Source organism: Paenibacillus humicus NBRC 102415 (assembly GCF_004000905.1).
GTDB lineage: Bacteria > Bacillota > Bacilli > Paenibacillales > Paenibacillaceae > Paenibacillus_O > Paenibacillus_O humicus.
Window position 1 is genome coordinate 136,640 of record NZ_BIMD01000003.1, and the last position, 16,550, is coordinate 153,189.

21 protein-coding genes and 1 pseudogene are annotated in these 16,550 nt (G+C 57.4%); 1 reads left to right on the forward strand and 21 read right to left on the reverse strand.

Annotated elements, in window-relative coordinates:
• Positions 1-15: 15 nt before the first annotated feature.
• From PHU01S_RS03540 to PHU01S_RS03550, 3 genes are all read right to left on the reverse strand, one after another.
• Positions 16-2,901 (reverse strand): DEAD/DEAH box helicase, encoded by a 2,886-nt coding sequence (locus tag PHU01S_RS03540; RefSeq protein ID WP_246029133.1) that lies wholly within the window; start codon positions 2,899-2,901, stop codon positions 16-18.
• Positions 2,898-4,538, reverse strand: coding sequence for an SWIM zinc finger family protein (locus tag PHU01S_RS03545; RefSeq protein ID WP_218032404.1), 1,641 nt, complete (start codon positions 4,536-4,538; stop codon positions 2,898-2,900). Before PHU01S_RS03545 ends, PHU01S_RS03540 begins: the two co-directional genes overlap by 4 nt.
• Positions 4,539-4,693: 155 nt before the next feature.
• Positions 4,694-5,374 (reverse strand): tetratricopeptide repeat protein, encoded by a 681-nt coding sequence (locus PHU01S_RS03550; protein WP_127506133.1) that lies wholly within the window; start codon positions 5,372-5,374, stop codon positions 4,694-4,696.
• Positions 5,375-5,629: 255 nt separating this feature from the next.
• Between PHU01S_RS03550 and PHU01S_RS03555 the strand changes: the two are divergent.
• Positions 5,630-5,776: pseudogene (locus PHU01S_RS03555) on the forward strand (LuxR C-terminal-related transcriptional regulator); the annotation flags it as partial.
• Positions 5,777-5,815: 39 nt separating this feature from the next.
• On the opposite strand, the gene PHU01S_RS03560 reads toward PHU01S_RS03555, so the two are convergent.
• The 18 genes from PHU01S_RS03560 to PHU01S_RS25585 all read right to left on the reverse strand — a co-directional run bounded on the left by PHU01S_RS03560 (position 5,816) and on the right by PHU01S_RS25585 (position 16,540).
• Entirely contained in the window at positions 5,816-7,402 is a 1,587-nt protein-coding gene (locus tag PHU01S_RS03560) for a recombinase family protein (protein WP_127506135.1), read from the reverse strand.
• A gap of 9 nt (positions 7,403-7,411) precedes the next feature.
• Positions 7,412-7,606 carry a hypothetical protein gene (locus tag PHU01S_RS03565; protein WP_048744506.1) on the reverse strand — a complete coding sequence of 65 codons (195 nt, stop codon included), beginning with the start codon at positions 7,604-7,606 and terminating at the stop codon, positions 7,412-7,414.
• Between the two features lie 66 nt (positions 7,607-7,672).
• Positions 7,673-8,152 (reverse strand): ArpU family phage packaging/lysis transcriptional regulator, encoded by a 480-nt coding sequence (locus PHU01S_RS03570; protein ID WP_246029134.1) that lies wholly within the window; start codon positions 8,150-8,152, stop codon positions 7,673-7,675.
• A 126-nt stretch (positions 8,153-8,278) separates the two neighbouring features.
• Positions 8,279-8,761: a hypothetical protein gene (locus tag PHU01S_RS03575; protein WP_127506137.1), complete on the reverse strand. Its 483-nt coding sequence runs from the start codon at positions 8,759-8,761 to the stop codon at positions 8,279-8,281.
• Positions 8,762-8,901: 140 nt separating this feature from the next.
• Positions 8,902-9,279, reverse strand: coding sequence for a hypothetical protein (locus PHU01S_RS03580; protein ID WP_127506139.1), 378 nt, complete (start codon positions 9,277-9,279; stop codon positions 8,902-8,904).
• A gap of 32 nt (positions 9,280-9,311) precedes the next feature.
• Positions 9,312-9,605 (reverse strand): hypothetical protein, encoded by a 294-nt coding sequence (locus PHU01S_RS03585; RefSeq protein ID WP_127506141.1) that lies wholly within the window; start codon positions 9,603-9,605, stop codon positions 9,312-9,314.
• Positions 9,595-9,882, reverse strand: a complete 288-nt coding sequence (locus PHU01S_RS03590; RefSeq protein ID WP_127506143.1) for a hypothetical protein — start codon at positions 9,880-9,882, stop codon at positions 9,595-9,597. Before PHU01S_RS03590 ends, PHU01S_RS03585 begins: the two co-directional genes overlap by 11 nt.
• The gene (locus PHU01S_RS03595) at positions 9,879-10,304 is read right to left on the reverse strand and encodes a YopX family phage-derived protein (protein ID WP_127506145.1); all 426 of its coding nucleotides are present in this window, start codon (positions 10,302-10,304) and stop codon (positions 9,879-9,881) included. Before PHU01S_RS03595 ends, PHU01S_RS03590 begins: the two co-directional genes overlap by 4 nt.
• The gene (locus PHU01S_RS03600; RefSeq protein WP_127506146.1) at positions 10,297-11,157 is read right to left on the reverse strand and encodes a hypothetical protein; all 861 of its coding nucleotides are present in this window, start codon (positions 11,155-11,157) and stop codon (positions 10,297-10,299) included. Before PHU01S_RS03600 ends, PHU01S_RS03595 begins: the two co-directional genes overlap by 8 nt.
• Positions 11,154-11,444, reverse strand: a complete 291-nt coding sequence (locus PHU01S_RS03605; protein ID WP_127506148.1) for a hypothetical protein — start codon at positions 11,442-11,444, stop codon at positions 11,154-11,156. The genes PHU01S_RS03600 and PHU01S_RS03605 overlap by 4 nt, the downstream gene beginning before the upstream one ends.
• Positions 11,445-11,523: 79 nt before the next feature.
• Positions 11,524-11,940 carry a hypothetical protein gene (locus tag PHU01S_RS03610; RefSeq protein ID WP_127506150.1) on the reverse strand — a complete coding sequence of 139 codons (417 nt, stop codon included), beginning with the start codon at positions 11,938-11,940 and terminating at the stop codon, positions 11,524-11,526.
• A 40-nt stretch (positions 11,941-11,980) separates the two neighbouring features.
• The gene (locus PHU01S_RS03615) at positions 11,981-12,193 is read right to left on the reverse strand and encodes a hypothetical protein (protein WP_127506152.1); all 213 of its coding nucleotides are present in this window, start codon (positions 12,191-12,193) and stop codon (positions 11,981-11,983) included.
• 54 nt (positions 12,194-12,247) lie between these two features.
• The gene (locus tag PHU01S_RS03620) at positions 12,248-13,960 is read right to left on the reverse strand and encodes a DNA cytosine methyltransferase (protein ID WP_127506154.1); all 1,713 of its coding nucleotides are present in this window, start codon (positions 13,958-13,960) and stop codon (positions 12,248-12,250) included.
• Positions 13,960-14,337, reverse strand: coding sequence for a nucleoside triphosphate pyrophosphohydrolase family protein (locus tag PHU01S_RS03625; protein WP_127506156.1), 378 nt, complete (start codon positions 14,335-14,337; stop codon positions 13,960-13,962). Before PHU01S_RS03625 ends, PHU01S_RS03620 begins: the two co-directional genes overlap by 1 nt.
• 136 nt (positions 14,338-14,473) lie before the next feature.
• Complete coding sequence (locus tag PHU01S_RS26210) at positions 14,474-15,199, reverse strand: DUF3310 domain-containing protein (protein WP_218032405.1); 726 nt, start codon at positions 15,197-15,199, stop codon at positions 14,474-14,476.
• Positions 15,199-15,621: a hypothetical protein gene (locus tag PHU01S_RS03635; RefSeq protein ID WP_127506158.1), complete on the reverse strand. Its 423-nt coding sequence runs from the start codon at positions 15,619-15,621 to the stop codon at positions 15,199-15,201. Before PHU01S_RS03635 ends, PHU01S_RS26210 begins: the two co-directional genes overlap by 1 nt.
• Positions 15,622-15,869: 248 nt before the next feature.
• Positions 15,870-16,400 (reverse strand): DUF1064 domain-containing protein, encoded by a 531-nt coding sequence (locus PHU01S_RS03640; protein ID WP_127506160.1) that lies wholly within the window; start codon positions 16,398-16,400, stop codon positions 15,870-15,872.
• Entirely contained in the window at positions 16,397-16,540 is a 144-nt protein-coding gene (locus PHU01S_RS25585; RefSeq protein ID WP_164762960.1) for a hypothetical protein, read from the reverse strand. Before PHU01S_RS25585 ends, PHU01S_RS03640 begins: the two co-directional genes overlap by 4 nt.
• Positions 16,541-16,550: the final 10 nt, after the last annotated feature.

Consider the following 16,550-nt stretch of genomic DNA (forward strand, 5'->3'; position numbering starts at 1 on the left):
CGATATCCCGGCCGCTCAGCCTTGAATCCACTGGCGGCGCAGCGTGAACAGCTCCCGCAGCTCGTCGGTCGACAGCTCCGTGATCCACTGCTCCGACTGCCCGACCACCTGGTCGTTCAGCGACTGCTTGCGCTCGATCATCTCATGGATCCGCTCTTCGAGCGTCCCGAGAGCGACGAACTTGTGGACCTGCACCTGCCTGGTTTGCCCGATGCGGAATGCCCGGTCCGTCGCCTGGTTCTCGACGGCCGGATTCCACCAGCGGTCATAGTGGAACACATGGTTCGCCGCCGTCAGATTCAGCCCGGTTCCGCCCGCCTTCAGCGACAGCACGAACGCTCCATGCGGCAGATCCGGATTCTGGAAGTCGGCGATTATGTCGTCGCGCTTGGCCTTCGGCACCCCGCCGTGCAAATAAGGGACAGGGAGGCCGAGCCTTTCCTTGAGCAGCCTCTGCAAGGCCGCTCCCATATCGACGAACTGCGTGAAGACAAGCGCCCGTTCCCCTTCGGCAGCCGCTTCCTCGCACATCTCCAGCAGCCTCATCGTCTTGGCCGAGCGTTCCGGATTCCAGGCGGCCGAATCGCCTTCCGCCTCGCGCAGGAGCAGCGCGGGATGATCGCATACCTGCTTCAGCTTCGTGATGGAGGCAAGGATAAGCCCGCGGCGCTGCATCGGACCGAGCGTGTCGAGCTTCTCCAGCAGGTCGGAGACGATGGATTCGTACATCGCGCCCTGCTCGGCCGTGAGCGTGACGTAGACCTGGCTCTCGTTCTTCTCGGGCAGCGACAGCTGGATGGCGGGATCCTTCTTGACCCGCCGCAGCATGAACGGCTTCACCCAGCGTTGGAGGGCCGATATCGTCCGCTCGTCCCGCTCCTTCTCGATCGGCAGGATGACGTTGCGCCGGAATTCCGGCAGCGTGCCGAGATAGCCCGGATTCGTAAAATCGTAGATCGACCAGAGCTCGCTCAGACGGTTCTCCATCGGAGTTCCGGTAAGGGCGATCCGATGCTGGGCCGTCAGATTCCGAATGGCCGACGATTGCTTCGTGTACACATTTTTGATGTTCTGGGCTTCGTCCAGGCAGAGGCTTTCCCACTGCAGTCCCGACAGCTCTTCCTCGTCGAGCGGAGCCAGCGCGTAGGAGGTGATGACCAGATCCGCGCCTTCCGCGAATGCCAGGAACGCATCCCGGCCTCTGGCGCGCTTGGGTCCGTAATGCAGCCTCACGTCGAGCGACGGGGCGAACCGCTGCAGCTCCTTCTCCCAGTTGCCGATGACCGATGTCGGGCAGATCAGCAGCGACGGAGCCGGCTGCCGCCCTTCGAGCTCCCGGATCGAGAGCAGGTAGACCGTATACTGGATCGTTTTGCCCAGACCCATGTCATCGGCCAGAGTAGCTCCCAGGCCGAAGCGCCGCAGGAACGCAAGCCAGGACACGCCTTGCAGCTGGTAGGGCCGCAGCTCGCCGTGGAACGCAGCGGGGACGCTGACGAGCGGCAGCTCGCTCGTATCCTGCAGCTGTCCGATCAGGCGGTGCAGATGCTCGTTCAGCTCCACTTCGGCGACAAGATCGTCCTCGCCGCCTTCCTCCTCTTCCGAAAGGACAATGCCTCCCTGCAGATGCATCTGCATGACGTCCCGGAAGCTCAGTCCTTTGCGTCCTCCGGCCTTCTTCATCCATTTGCGGATCTTGGATACATCCTCGGGATCCAGATGCACCCATTCGTCTCCGATCCGGATCAGGCGCTTGTTCTCGGCGGCCAGGCTCATGAACTGCTCCTCGGTCAGATCCAGCCCGCCGAGCGCGAGCTTCCAGTCGAACTGGACGATCTGGGACAGCCCGAACATCGGCTGGTCGGCGGATCCGGCAGCGGACTTCAGCTTCGCCTTCACCCGGATCCGGCGCTTGCGGACCGTCTCCCACCATCCCGGAAGCAGAACGGAAGAGCCGGCGTCAAGCAGGCGCAAGCTGGCGTTCTGCAGGAAATCCCACGCCTCGTCATCCTGAAGCGCATGCTTGACGACGCTGCCGGCATCGGAGCCCCACTCCGGCAGGGCCAGCAGCCACTTGCCCTCTTCTCTCGCCAGCCGGTCATGAAGCAGGTCGAGCCATTCCTCGGGAATGCGAAGCTCCGACCCGCTGACCGGACGCCAGCCGCCCGGCTCCTCTCCGCGCTCCAGCGGAATCCAGGGGCCGCTTCCCTCGCGGTCGCGAATGGCGGCCCGCAGCCTCCATTCCCCGCCCTGCTCCGGCTCCGCCAGCTGCAGGGCGACGCGGAACGGAAACGTATCCTTGCGCAGCCCGATTCCGATATACCAGTCTTCTTCGGACGGCGACTTGCGCTCCAGCACCTGGCCGGTCGCCCTCTCCAGATCATGCCATGCATTGCGGACGGTTCGGCTGCCCTCGATAAGCTCTTCCACAGCCGCGCTCAGCCATTCATGGACGACCGCCTCCCGATGGGGCTCGACGGCATCTATGGCGGGCTCCCAGCCTTCCCGCAGCCGCCAGCTTCTGCGCAGCTCCGACCAGCCCTGCCAATCCGGCTCGAACGCCCCGTCCAGCAGCGCTTGGCGAATCAGTCCGGCATAACGGGCAAGCCTGAGCAGCTCATCGTCGTACTCGATCGCCAGCAGCCGCACAGGCTGCGGCATGGCCAGGTAATCGCACGCGAGCAGCGGCGCAACGAGCAGGGACCTGCCCGCGCCGGTGCCGGGATCCGCATCCAGCTGCTCCACTTCGGCTCCATACCAGGAAGGAGCGTGCCAGGCAAATAACAGATCGCGCAGCCTGGCGTCGAACTCGCCGGGCTCGGCAGCATGCAGCTGGATGCCGCTGCCGGTCCAGCGGCCGCTCAGCCTGATCGGCTTGGCCGTAGATAGTCCTCTCATCATTTCAGCAGGCTTCCTTTCCTCAGTTCCTCCTGGAGCGCCCGCATCCGCTGGTATTTCAGCGCGATTCGGGCCATATAGCGTTCCCAGGCTTCTGTATTCCGTTCGGCCTGGTACAGCTTCTCCAGCTTTTTGAGCTGCTTCACAGCCATCCGGTAGCTCTGGCGGTTGCGGATGCCGATCCAGCTCTCCACAGACTGGTGGTAGAGCGGAATCAGCATCGCAGGCGCAAGCTTGGCGACGGAACGGACATCCGCCGGATCGAGCTCGTCTGGCCTCAAGCCCATCGCGAGCTGCAGATCCGCCCATTGCTCGAAGCTGCCCTTATCCAGAAGCTGGTCGGACAGCGCCATATAGGAGAAGGGCAGCTTTTGCACCAAGTATTCCATCCAGATCGGGTTGTCGCTTTGCTCCATGTCCGCGCTCCTGCACAAAAGCAGAAACGGCTGGATCGCCGAGCCGCCCCGCTTGCCGTCCGTCGTCTTGGACAGATAATCCATCCAGATGGCGAGTCCTCCCCAATCTTTGCTGTCCAGCCGCTTCCTCGCCGTATCGAGCGCCAATCCGGCCGCCGGATCGGATGGTCCCTGCAGCAGCAGATCAACGGCTTGCCGGTCATGGCCGCGGAACGCCTCCAGATGCGCCAGGGCAATGATGGGGAAATAGATCCTGGAATCTCCGTCGGCTCCGCCCCTTTCGTCCTGAGGCCGGCGGACGTCGTTCGCACCCGGCTCCGGAAGGAGCTCATCGGATGCAGCCTGCCTCGCCTTGCTCAGGATGGAGCGGAGCTGATCCGTCTCCCTCTCCATCCAGTCGTCCCTTGCATGAAGCTTCTCCGCCAAGGCATAGTAGAGCCGGTCCCAACGGAACAGCTTGCCGGCCGTATCGGCTCCCCGCTCGCGAAGAAGCCCGGTCAGGAAGTCGAGCCACTCCAACTGCCTGCCCTTCATCAGGGACGGCTCGAGCTCCCCGGCCAGCGCATAGAAATGATCCACCCATGGCTCCGCCATTCGGGTGAAGCTCATCTCCTGATAATAACGGCTGAAAGCATCCGCTAGCCGCAACGCGCGCTCCGCCTGCTCGAGGACGAATAGGATCGAAGCCATCCAATGAAGCTTCTGCAGCGGCTTCGGCCAGTCCCGGGCCGAGCCTTTGAGCGCCGACAGCACCGGCTGCAGCGGATGGAGAGTATGCTTGCAGCCGTGCCAGGTCTCTCCGTACGATCTGTCCATCCATTCCAGCCACTCCTCCGGACTGGCTTCCTCCCCGGGAGAAGAGGTCTGGCCGGACGGACGGACGGAGCTCGAAGGCTCCGCATTCGAGCCGATGCGGCTGATCGTCACCGGTCCGCCGCCGGTAAGCCGCTCGAGCGCCCGCTCCGCATCGCCGCCGTTCTCCTGCAGGCCTTTGAAGAATACGGCCGCCATATGCTTGCACCATCCGCTGACCGGACAATCGCAGCTGCAATCGTCATGCCTGGTTCCCAGCATCACCATGTAATCATGGCTGCCGCTGACGACGGCAGCCAGCTTGGAGCCGACCATTCGAACCGCGGCGACCTTGCCCCTGCTGGAATAGTCCCAGCCTCGACGGATGGCATCCGGCCGCATATATTTGGAGATCATTGCCTCCATGTCCATGAAGAAGGGATTCACCCTGCTGTCCGTGCCCATTCCCTTCCCCCTCCGCTTCTGTTCGGCATTCTTATCATTATACCAAAAAAAGAACAAAAAAAGAGCAAGGACGGCTTATGCACATGCCGCAATGCTCTTCTTTTTCTTTTTGGAGCTTCAGCTCAGCCGGCGTTTTTGCGCAAGAAGCACAGAAGCGCCCAGCGCCTTTCCTGGCGCTTTTTGTAGCGCGGCAGCATCCGGTACAGGCGAAGCCCTTCCTCGCAGGCCTCCTTCGCCTGCTGCGAACGGCCGAGCTCGCTCTGCAGCCGGCCCATCCTGTAATAGCCTTCGCAGGAAGAGGACTGGATGCGGCTGAACGCCTCCAGCTCCCGCAGCGCCTTCTCCTTGTCCGAAGCCGCAAAGTATGCCGCCAGACGCAGATGCGGCTGCCCGTACTTCACTCTCGGGTTCAGCTCCAGCGCCTTGCGGATGCAAGCTTCACCCTCTTGCGGCTGCCCCGTATGCAGCAGGCTCGTGCCGTAATCGTCCCAGAACTCGGCCGACTCCTCCATGACGAGCGTTTCCTTGAGCGGCTCCAGCGTCCTGCGCGCTTCTCCGTACTTGCGGCGGTCCAGGAGCAGCTTGGCGAGCTCCAGGCGGGAGCCGCTGTTGCTCGGATTGGCGTCGATCTCCCTGCGGAGCGCGGCTCTCCGGCTGCGGGCGCGGATCGGCTTCAGCAGGCTCGGCGTCAGGCCGATGAATCGGCGATCCAAAATATACAGGACGGCAAGCAAGACGATCAGGGCAAGGAAGGGATTGCCGAGAAGAGTCCATAACAAGCCGAACAGCAGGAAAATTTTCATGGATAAGGCAGCCCCGTTTCTCCCTAAGAATGCAAGTTGTCCATCAGCCCACATCATAGCATATGCCGGCGGTTTGGAAAATCGGAGGAAGGCGAAAAAGCGCGGCCCGTCTCCTTCTTCCGGAATGTATTCCGGCTGATGCGCCCATTTCCGCAATCAGCCGCACCCTGCAGGGCGGTTGTTCATAAGATAAGTTGACTGTATCCCTTAACCTTGTTGTATCCCACAAAAACCCGAGCAAGGAGGGGTGGCATTTTGAAGGGCACCGATCACAAAAACAAATTTCTGCTGACTCACCGGGAACGCGAAGTATTCGAACTACTGGTCCAGGACAAGACGACAAGGGATATCGCGCAGCTGCTGTTCATCAGCGAAAAGACTGTGAGGAACCATATCTCCAACATCGTATATTTTCAAGTACGCACAAAAAAATCCTGGAGCTCAAAAGCGCCCCAGGAAGCTATGGATATCAACTTCGCCTTCCTTATCGATTTCTATTCGCTGAATCAACTTGCTCAGCGGACCCCTTACCAGCTCAACATCATCCAAATTGGTGATGGACTTCAACGCATTCACACTCTTTCCGACTTCTTTCAAGACCCGTTCCTTATTCTTGAGTTCTTCGGATCGTTTATTAAGCCCCATCAACTTGAGTTCGCTTTCCTTAATCTCCTTCTCGTATTGACTCTTCTCGAATTCATATTGCTCCGTGTCGATCTCGTCGTTCATACTCTGACGCCGAATCTCAAACAGTAGCCGGCGGTTGTTACTGATCTGTTTCTCCAACTTCGTGATGTCCTTCTCGAAATCCTTGGCTTGGATGGTCAGTTGCTTTTCTGCTGCCTTGTCCAATCCTTCAATACCCTCACCAACGCGCGAGAGGCGTTCGATGATCTGTTGAATTAAACCGTCTCGTAATTCGTAGTATGGAACCCAACTCGAATTGTCGCATCCGTTGACGCCTTGCCGGCGCCGCTTACTGCACATGAGATATCGATAGTAGGTCATATCTCCGCTTTTACGCTCGCGGCCGCTTGCCATTGTGACCATCGCTGAGCCGCAATGCTTGCAGAATATAAGCTTGGCAAAGACGTTTACATACGATCGTCTTCCTCCGCGGCTGCCGCCGCCTCTGATAAGTCTTATACGCTGAGCTTCGTCAAAGAGTTCCTTTGATACGATCGCCTCATGGGTTTGGAACTCAGTCTTCTCCCATGCCCCCTTATCCCGCTGCACCAGCTTCTTCCGGCGATTCTGAAGATCATTCACATCTTCATAGACCTTGATAGACTCCATCTTTCCGTAAACGAGAAAGCCGGTATAGTTCTCATTTTGCAGGATCCGCTGAACTGACGATAAGCCCCATACCCCGCCTTTGGAGCTTGGAATCCCCAAATCGTTTAAATATACGGTCAGGCTTTTTTCTCCCATGCCTTGGTTAACATACCGATCATACAGGTCACGGACTACCGCGGCCTCTTCAGGTACGACTTCAAGTGTTTTCCTTCCATCGACAACGACCTTCTTATATCCGTATGGAGGAACTGAACCAGTGAAGTTTCCCTTCTTGGCGGACTGCCGGATGCCGCGTTTTGAGGACTTACTCGTATTCTCGGACTGTTGCTGGTTAACCGAGGAGATCATAGTGAAGACCATCTCGTTATCCTCTTTGCCTGAATCATACATATCCTCAATTGATATCACCCGAACACCGAGGGCATTGACGAGAATCCTTTTCAGAGAAATTGCGTCCAGCGTGTCCCGGCTGAAACGGGAGAGAGAGGCAAAATAGATGGTATTGAATTTCCTCTGTTTCGCATCCTCAACCATCTGCTGAACATCTTCCCGTTCAATTATGTTGGTCGCTGTGCCTTTGTCCGTATAAACTTGATCGATATCCACGTTGTCCGAAAGAGCACGTTCGCGGATCAGGCCTTCCTGATGCTCTGGGCTGTCTTTTTGGGCATCTTTAAGAGTAGAGACGCGAACATAAGCCCGCGCCTTTGAATTGCTATTATTTTTATGCATTAGAACACATCACACCTTCAAGTGGTTACGGATAATTTCTTTAAAGCCTATCTTAAAGGATGCTCCATGCCTTGCCAACACAGAACTTACATTCGGGTTGAGAGCTTGATAGATTGCCTCTACCGGATCTTCGTCGGTGGGGATCCAGTTGTACTTGAGTTGGAGCTTTTTTCTGGGTTTCTTGCCGGACTCGTTTTGTCCCATTCGCATCACCCTGTATATTTTATGAGCGAGGGCTCGGCAAACTTGCCGACCCAGGCTCTTTATGTGTTAATGATTCCTTGTCAGGTCCTTAACCTGGAGCAACCGGAAGTCGTGGAAGATGAATGCGAGGCGGTAAAACGCGCGGAGCCGGATCTCCATATAGCGGTTTTTTCCCATTGGCATGTCCGTCTGGAAGACGTCGAGATCACGCTTGTACTCATCCTGCATGTATCGGAAGTCAATTAGAGTGCGTTCGGTAACCGGGAGCTTACGAACGCCAGCCCTGACTTTGTCCATGAAGATTCGGCGGCGCTCGGGTTCGTCAACGTTGTACATGGCGATGCTGCCCGTCTGGTCGCTCGTCGTACCAGTGTAGCTGCGGGGGATGTCGGAGTAACTGGCGGTCGTGCTCGCCTCGCGCTCCTCGAAGGTGATGCTTTTGTAGAAGAGATATTTCTCGAAGACGGCCTCGATGGCAGCCTGCGTCTTCTTACCGTCCAGGTCGTTCAGGTTCGGCAGCGGACCAAGATCGAATTCCTGCTGCACTTCGGCTCACCTCCAGCTAAAAGGGGCCGAAGCCCCTCCCTATTTATCTAAGCAGCAGCCATGCCGCCAGCCAAAAACAGCAGCACAACAGGAGTACGGCCAGCGCGCCCCAATTGAGCCTGCGCATCAGAACGGCTCCGGATCATCCACGTCATGCATCGGATCTTCGGCTGCGGCAGCTACCTCGTCGATTGTCAGCTGGTTTTTGTCGTTCTGGAGCTCAGTTGTTCCGTCCGGCCCGACCTTGTACTTAACACCCTCATGTGGCTCCCTGAATTCCTCGATAGTCATCTGCGAGGCAGCGACTTCCAATGAGACGTTCCGGCCAGCAAAGGGATACAGCGCCTGCGCTTTCTCTGGCTCGCCTTTGATTTCGAACTTTAGCACTGTCTTCTTGCTGTCGCGCTGCATGGTCAGGAAATCCGCCTTCATGTTTTGAACCACGTAATCGCCGCCGACCTGCAGGCCGAACACTACAATGCTGCCGGAGAGGTCGAAGAGGTCCGCTTCACCTTGCTCGTCCTCTGTGCCCTTAATCTCGAACTTCAGGACCTCTTTCTTGTCGTCCTTGGTCAGTGCCTTGAAAAGTACGTTCAGTTCGATTGCCATCTATGATTGCTCCTCTCGCGGGTTAGTCCCCGATAAAATGATGATGCATAGGCTCGCCTTGAAACTCGATGCAGGCGTAATCTTGCTCGTTTACCGGCTCACTTTCGAATGGACAGCGCCCGGCGTTTAAGTGGATGCAATCACCGCACGTCTCCATGCTCTGCCTCCGATCGAAGTGCAAGGATAGCGGCAACGGTGATGGCGTGGGGGCAGCTCTCTACGTCCTCGACTAACACCGTGCCGATTTCAACGACCCAATTGCCGGTTAATGCGTGATTCCCGATGAGTACGTTGAACCCCCGCCGCCGCATCTCCTCGATGACCTGTCCGGCGCCGTCCCAGGTGGTGGAAGGGGCGAACCTCAGGAAGGGCCAGCCTTCTTCATATATCTCGTACAGGCGATACTCGTTCCAGTCCTTATTGAATTGGACGAATGGGAAAGGCGCGGTTTCCGGCCATTGAGGTACGTCGGCATTGACCAGCGTCCACCCGAACGCGAGGATCATTTCCTGGTCCAACTCCGGCCCCGCCTGCATCGTCCTAATGTCGGTCATACCCTCACCCCGATCTGGAGTAGACCTTCTTCGATTATGAGGGCCAACTCCTTGCTTCTCTTCTTAAAAGGAGCCCATTGACGAATCCAGGCTTCGTTACTTGAGATGAGATCGTGTATATCTGCAGGCAGACCGTTGTCGATCGCCTCGCAGTAAACCCATTTGATCTCGCCGTTGCCTGCGGTGAAGTCTTGCTGAGGGACAAGAGTACTTCCTGGCGACAACTCGACCGGAATTACAACAGGCTCGTATATAACAACCAGACGCCGAGTCTCCGTCCTAATGTCCATTGGGGGCCTCCTTGGCTTGCCTTTCAAGATCACGTCGAGCGTTGTCCGCGAGCATCATGGCGAAATTGGCAATGTCGGCAGCTTTCTTTACGACATTCTCTGGGTCGAATGCTGATCCGTAGCATTGTTCTGCTGCCCACAACTTGTGGTAATTGGCCTCCAGCCTTTTCAGCAGAAACTCCCGATCTTCACGGCTGTCCTGCCAGCCTGGCTTGTGGTCATTTTCCGAGAGGCGGCTTTCCATTCGTTCCGCGAACCAACAAACTTCCTTCCTCATCCCTCTCCCTCCTTGAGCAGCTCGGGGTGCTGGTGGATGTTGCCGATGACCTCGCAAACAGGATACAACGGCGAATCAGTAAGCTTGGAATTGTTCGTCTTCCCTCGCACTCTGTACACCGACTCGCGCAGTTCGACAATACCAATCATCTCAGTCTCCGTCTTGAAGCCCATTCCGGTAATGAAAATTGGTCCCGGCTGTTTCACGATGTCGTCTTCAAAAACGGCATTCCCATTTATATCTGACCGGATGTATTGGCCAACGGTCTCGGGATCGACCGCATGGCTATTCGAGTGGTAGCCGATGCCGCCTTTGCTCAATGTCATAATGAACGTATCGCCGTTGTCGGCTGTGACGAGGCTTCCGAAAGCCCACTCACCATCTGCGTGCTTCTGTCCCCTGAACTTGTAATCCCTACCCATCGGTTCTATCTCCTTTCAGACGATCAATGAATTTTTGTGCCGCAATGATTTGATCGTACTCTGCGTCATTCGCGGAGATATCGTGCTTGATTGGGTATCGCAATGCTTTCCGCACTCCTGCTGTATTCAGTACCTCGACGGCTTCTCCCAGCTGCTGTCGGAGTTGGTCTACCTCATCCCGTGCCTTGCGCCTCTCGTCCATCTCCTGCATGTGCAGGTTGTGCTCGTGCTGGACCTGCTGGCGGAACTGGTCGTTCTCGGCCTGTAGGCGCTCAGCTCTCTCCTCTTCCTCTATCCATTTTCGATGATTGTGCTGAGCTAGATTTCTCAAACTTGCTCGGCTCTCATCCAGAATGTCTGTTTCCGGCTGTACCTCGTTGGTCAGACGGTTTCTAACGGATTTGACCTCAGCCTGCGTGAATGCCTGCAACTTTGTCAGGCGCTCGATCTCTCCCTGCTGGCGCTGTACCTCTACTGACAGCCGTTCACGCTCGCCAGTTATGAACTCCTCTGCTCGTCGCTGACTGGCCTGGTTAAGCTCCGTAAGACGCTGTACCTCGGCGTGCAAGGTTTCAACCTCCTCCGAGAAGTCCCGTCCCAACTCGTCATAATCCTCCGTTAAGGATTGGAGCCGCTGTACCTCAGCTAGGAGGGATCGAAGCCAGGTCGGGGCGTTGGCGATGAGGTGAATGTTGGAAGCAGCAATTCGGGAGGGTGTGAACTTGCAAACCTGCGTTTTGTATCCCTCTATGTCCTCCTTGGCCGTGTGCACTTCTTTCTCTTTCGCTTCCCACGGCCCCGGCGTCGCCGCATCCAGCGATTTTTGTATTTCATCCAATTGCTCCGCTGTCATGGTCTGCTGTCGCCTTCGTTGGTTGGCTCCGAAATCCAAACCAGTTTGCCGCCCTGATAGTCATTGGCGTATCCATCACCAAAGGCAAACGCCAGGATGCAAAACTCATCCTCATCCCCATAGCGCCCCAATACATCCGGGTCGTTAGCCGCCGAGACCACCCCTGCCGCAGCCAGTCGCTCGCGTACCTCCTGTGTGTTGGCGACCAAGATATAGGCATCGTCGCCGCCGTTGCTGTCGATCACTGGCAGGCTGTTAAGTACGTCCAGAATTGCTTGTTTGCTCATTGATAATCCCTCCTTGGATTGGGAAGCCGCGCCTCCGGAATGTTCAGTGACCATCTGCTCCGCCGTCATGGGCTGCTGTTCAGTCACGCTTCCTCAACTCCCCTACGAATACGTTTCTGTCCTCGCCCGACTCCTCGAAATGGACAACCGCCACGAGAGGCGAAGCCGTGCAAATATAGTCCCCCTCGCCGTGCTGATCGTGAACGACTCGGTCGCCTTCTTTATATGACGCCTTCGGCTGCTCGTCCTCGGGTAGGTTGATATAGGCATAGTGGGTAACGCTGCCCCCGTCCAGGCTAGATAAGTCGGGTGTAATCCAGCGGCTTGGGATCATATCCCCGTCTCCTAAATCCGTCTCGCTGGCTACCCATCCCATGTCAACCCGAAGACCGTCCGTGAGCAGATAAAATTCGTTGGCGTCCAGCCCAGCAGGAACGCTCCCCATTTCGCCTACCTTGATCCAGGCAATCCCGCCCGGCTGCTGTTCGTTACTCATGCCTGCACCTCCATCGGAATGTTGCCGCAGTTCCGGATTGTTATCCCAGCATGCGATTATGCATCAGCTCAACAACACTTTCTTTGGTGATCCAGAAAGTAGGTTCCGGCTGTAGAGTCGGCCTACACTCGAATTGCAAATTGAAGTTGTACGATGGCGCTCCGCTGAACTCCACACCGATCTGAATTTCTGCATCTAAGTCGACGTTGTGCTTTTCTGCCCAATTCATCAGTTCACGCATTGTCAATTTCATCTCTGTTCCTCCTTGGGAAGCCTTAGCCTCCCTGTGTTGTGCTGCCCCTGGGGGCTATATACTGAGCTGCAGCTGCCCCGCCTGCTCCGCTGCGTACCGCTCGAACGCCAGCACCTTTCCGGAGCCGACGCAGAGCTCGGGGAGGTTGGCGCGGACAAGCGCCGTCGCCAGCGGCGGGCATACCGAGTTGCCACAGCGGGCGACCTGAGCGGATTTGGGTACTGCCTTGCCGTCCGCGTACTTGTCGATGATGTAGCTGGCCGGGAAGCCCTGCGCCGCGAAGAGCTCGTGCGGCTCCAGCATCCGCATGCCGATGTCGACGATCTGATAGTCGACTCCCGCGATTGTGACCAGCCCAAACCGCTCCTTGGTCGTTACCGTGTGCAGCGGATCCGTCAGCATCTGGCCGTTATCTGCGCTGCCGTAATATTTGAGGAGGAAGGCCCGAACCTCACCGACGTGCATGCCGCCGGCCGTGATGGTCGGCATCGGTTCTGTGACCGGCTGGCCGTCCGCGCATGTGCCGCGCAGTTTGATAAGATGACTTGTGACAAGCGATGACTTGCCACCGCCGCCCGCCGTGACTGTCCCGACTGGCTCCTCGGCGGCGCTGCCGACCGATTGTCCGAAATGTCGGGCGATGTGAGCAGTAACGAGTGAATTGTAATCCTTGGTCGTTACGGTTGGTAGGGGCTCTTCCATCTCGACACCCGCGCCGGAGTAATTGCCGCCATAGTGCTTGGCAATGAACGCCGTTACCAAGCCCAGCGCATGGGCTGCGCCTGCGGGCCGCGCCGATCCAGCGCCGGACGTGACAGTGTGCAATGGCTCGACCGCGCTATGTCCGGTCGCCCCGCCGCGGAACTTGGTGATGTGAGCTGCCGCAAGAGCGAACTTATTGCCGCCGGCCGTTACCGTGCCAATTGGCTTGTTGAGGTCGAGTACGCGGCGCCCCTCCGGATCTCCGTAGCCCATCTGAATCAGCGCGTATGGAGCGATGAAGGGTCTCTCCGCGTCGATGACGAACCGCTGAATGCCGCGAGCTATCCGGCGCTCGGTGTTATCCGCCAGCGGCTTGGAGCGCCCGAAGATGCTCTTGCAAGGGATCGACCAATCGATGATCTCCGCCGCCGTGCGCCAGGGGAGCAGCCGCCCGGACTTGACCGCCTCGCTCTCCGGGTCCCCGTGTGTCGGCTCTGGCCACTCGATCGGGCGGCCGTCACAGCGCGCCGCCAGGAATAGCCGCTTGCGAATCGTCGGCGCGCCATAGTCGCAAGCCCGCAGCTCCCGCCAGTCCACCTTGTAACCGAGCCGGCGAAGTGCATTGACGAAGCAGTTAAACGTCCGGCCCTTTTGCTTGGGATCCGGGTAACCGTCTTTCAGCAGCGGCCCCCACGTCTTGAACTCCTCGACATTCTCGAGCATGATGACCCGCGGCTTGACGGTCGCCGCCCAGCGCACCGCGACCCAAGCGAGCCCGCGGATATTCTTTTGAACCGGCTTGCCGCCTTTGGCCTTCGAGAAGTGCTTGCAGTCCGGGGAGAGCCAAACTAGCCCGACCGGACGCCCTGCAGCGACCTCCCGCGGATCCACTTCCCAGACCGACTCGCAATAGTGCTTCGACTCCGGATGGTTGGCCTCGTGCATAGCGATCGCGTCCGGGTCGTGGTTGATGGCCACATCTACGCTGCGGCCGATGGCGATTTCGATGCCAGTGCTTGCCCCGCCGCCGCCGGCGAAGTTGTCGATGATGAGTTCCGGCGTCATTAGAGCACCTTGCCGCCGTGCCGGACCGGCCGGGTGGCGTTGTAGGCCATCTTTTCCGCAATGGCCGTCTCCAGGTCGATGCCGTACCGGCCCGCGGCGTCGAAGACCCGAATGACGATGTCGGCCATCTCGGACGGGATGCCGCAAGGCTTGTCGCCGTTCTCGTACCAGACCTCAGTCGGCTGCTTGCCTACGCGGAAGTCCTCCAGCGCCTCGGATGCCTCGCTGTGGATGAGTGCGATGACTTCGCCGAAGCTGCGCTCCTCGGCCCACCAGCCCTTGGCTACGGCGTTGGCGTGAGCTGCGTTAACCAGATCGTTGATGCGGGCCGGGGCTGCTCCCTCCGGCAGTGGTACGGTTTTGATTGGCTTGGTCATATCTATCGCTCCTCAAAATTGGATTGATCCGTAAGTTCTCCAATGCATTTCAGACAGACATCTCGATCGTTCCACCGCCGCAGTTGCTTTCCAGCTCGGCCGCAGCACTCACAGCGAGCAAGGGTAATTATCTGGGTCATAGCTGTTTATTCCCTGCAGCCAGATGTTCCAGCAGCCTGTTGATATGCCAGCGGGCTTTTTCGAGATCCTGGGCGCCGCCTTTGTCCTTCCAGCGGAAGAGATATTTCAGGGCCGATGCGGTATTGACTGCCTCTGCCCCGCTGAGGCTGATCGTTGCGGCCTCCATGACGTCGATGGCTTCAATGCCGCCCTTGTTGTAGTGGGCCGGATGGTCGACCATGCTGGCTTTTGGCGAATCGGGAGCAGCGTTAGGCTTGGGCTCTGATGGGGCAGGTGCGGGATTAACTGCTTGCGGTGGTGCTTCTGCGACCGCTGGCTCTGCAGGAGGGCTTGGGTCTGACACGAGCTGCCTAACTGCGGCCTGATGCGGCTGTGACGGCACGTGCAAAGGCGCTGCCTTCGGCTCCGCAATGTCCCAGCGATCCAAATATGCTTTAAGATTGTTGGTCGTAATACCAACCTTCGCGGCTATGTCCTTATTGTCGAAACCAGCGCTTTTTAGCCGCAGGTATTCCTCTTTCGTGATCTTCGCGGGCCTTGCCAATGGAATTTCCTCCTTCACATCTCTTTGCGGAGCCCTACCTGGGCCACGCCATTTCCTAGTCATCCGGTCAGGCCGCCCCATGCTGGCCATCTCTTCAGGTGTCATTTTACGGGTAGTGATCGGGCCGGCTCCGGCAGCAGATAGCTCTCGGCTCTTGCTTGGGATCGGCGTACCCATTACCAGCCCGACTCCTTCTGAGCTTCGCTCTTGGGTTTGCGGCGCCGATCACTCCTGAGTCCCAGCTGCTTTAGCCGAACCGATAGGGCCGACTCGCTCAGATGGTACTTGGTCGCCATCTGCTTGTTGCTGAGCCCCCGCTTGATGTCCAACTCCAGCAGCTCGCGGGTCGGCTTGATCTCAGGAGAGCGGCGGCCATCGTTATTTACCGGAGGCGTTTTAAATACTCGCGGCTCAACTTTTTCATATGGGATTCCACGCTCCGCCGCAGTGGGGATGAGATGGTACTTCCCTTCCCTGGCCCATTGCAACTCCTGCTCATTGAGTCGGTAAGGGGCGATGCCGCTGGAGCCTTGAACCGGGCGCTTGTCATGTTGCGGCAACGGCGTGTGCTTGTTGATGTTCAGCATGATGTCATTCATCCGGACCTCCTCCTTCTCACCTTGATCTGCTGCTGCGGCCAGTAGATTCGGTCCCGGCGTAGAATCTCCGCTCTTGCAAGCCCACGGAACATGGGATGTGCTTCCTTGTCACGGTAGGCGATATCGTAGAGTTGGCCGAGCGAAGCTTTTCGGAAATTGGGGTAAACCATACTTCCCCTCCTCAAAATGAGAACGCTCGTTTGGTCAAATGGGCGTAAGAGGCCCCTGCCGAGCGGGACGCGCGGCATTTATGCTTTATTTGCTTTTTTCTCTTCTCGCTTTTTCAGGTTGTATTCTTCGATCGTTATCCAGCCGCCAAATTTCTTACAGTACTTCATCACGAGCAACGGCGGGAGATCACGGTTGATATAATCAAAGAGTTTTCTTTTGATCGGAAACTTTTGATCTTCGGCGCCCTTTACGTCAATAAGCAGGACCTTTCCGCTAAAGTAGGTGACCTTGAAATCGGGCGTGTACGTTACGGCCATGTGCTTGATGCCTTCTTTTTCAAACTTCGGAACGAGTGTATATTTAGGCTGGAACTCCACTAGGATCGATTGATCTTTGACCATAGGAAGCAGCTGATCACGGTAGTATCTGGCCTCAAGTCCGGAGTCAAATAGCAACTGCCCTTCTTTCAAGCCCTTCTCCTTCAACATTTTCACTTCTGGAAGGGTTAACAAAGTAATGAATCCGTCTGTATCAAGTAGGGCTTTTCGGGAGTTATACTTGCTGGCCGCTGATTCTTCAGACTGTTCTTTTTTCTTTACAAACCTCATTTCCGTTTCCCCTTCCGTTTGCCAAACATCAGCATCCGCTGTATATCAACCAGCAGGTAAACCTCGCCGATGATCCGGCCCTTTTCGTCGTATATGAATTCCCATGGATCGCCTTGCATGATTGGGTCGATTCTAGCCATGTCCGGCATT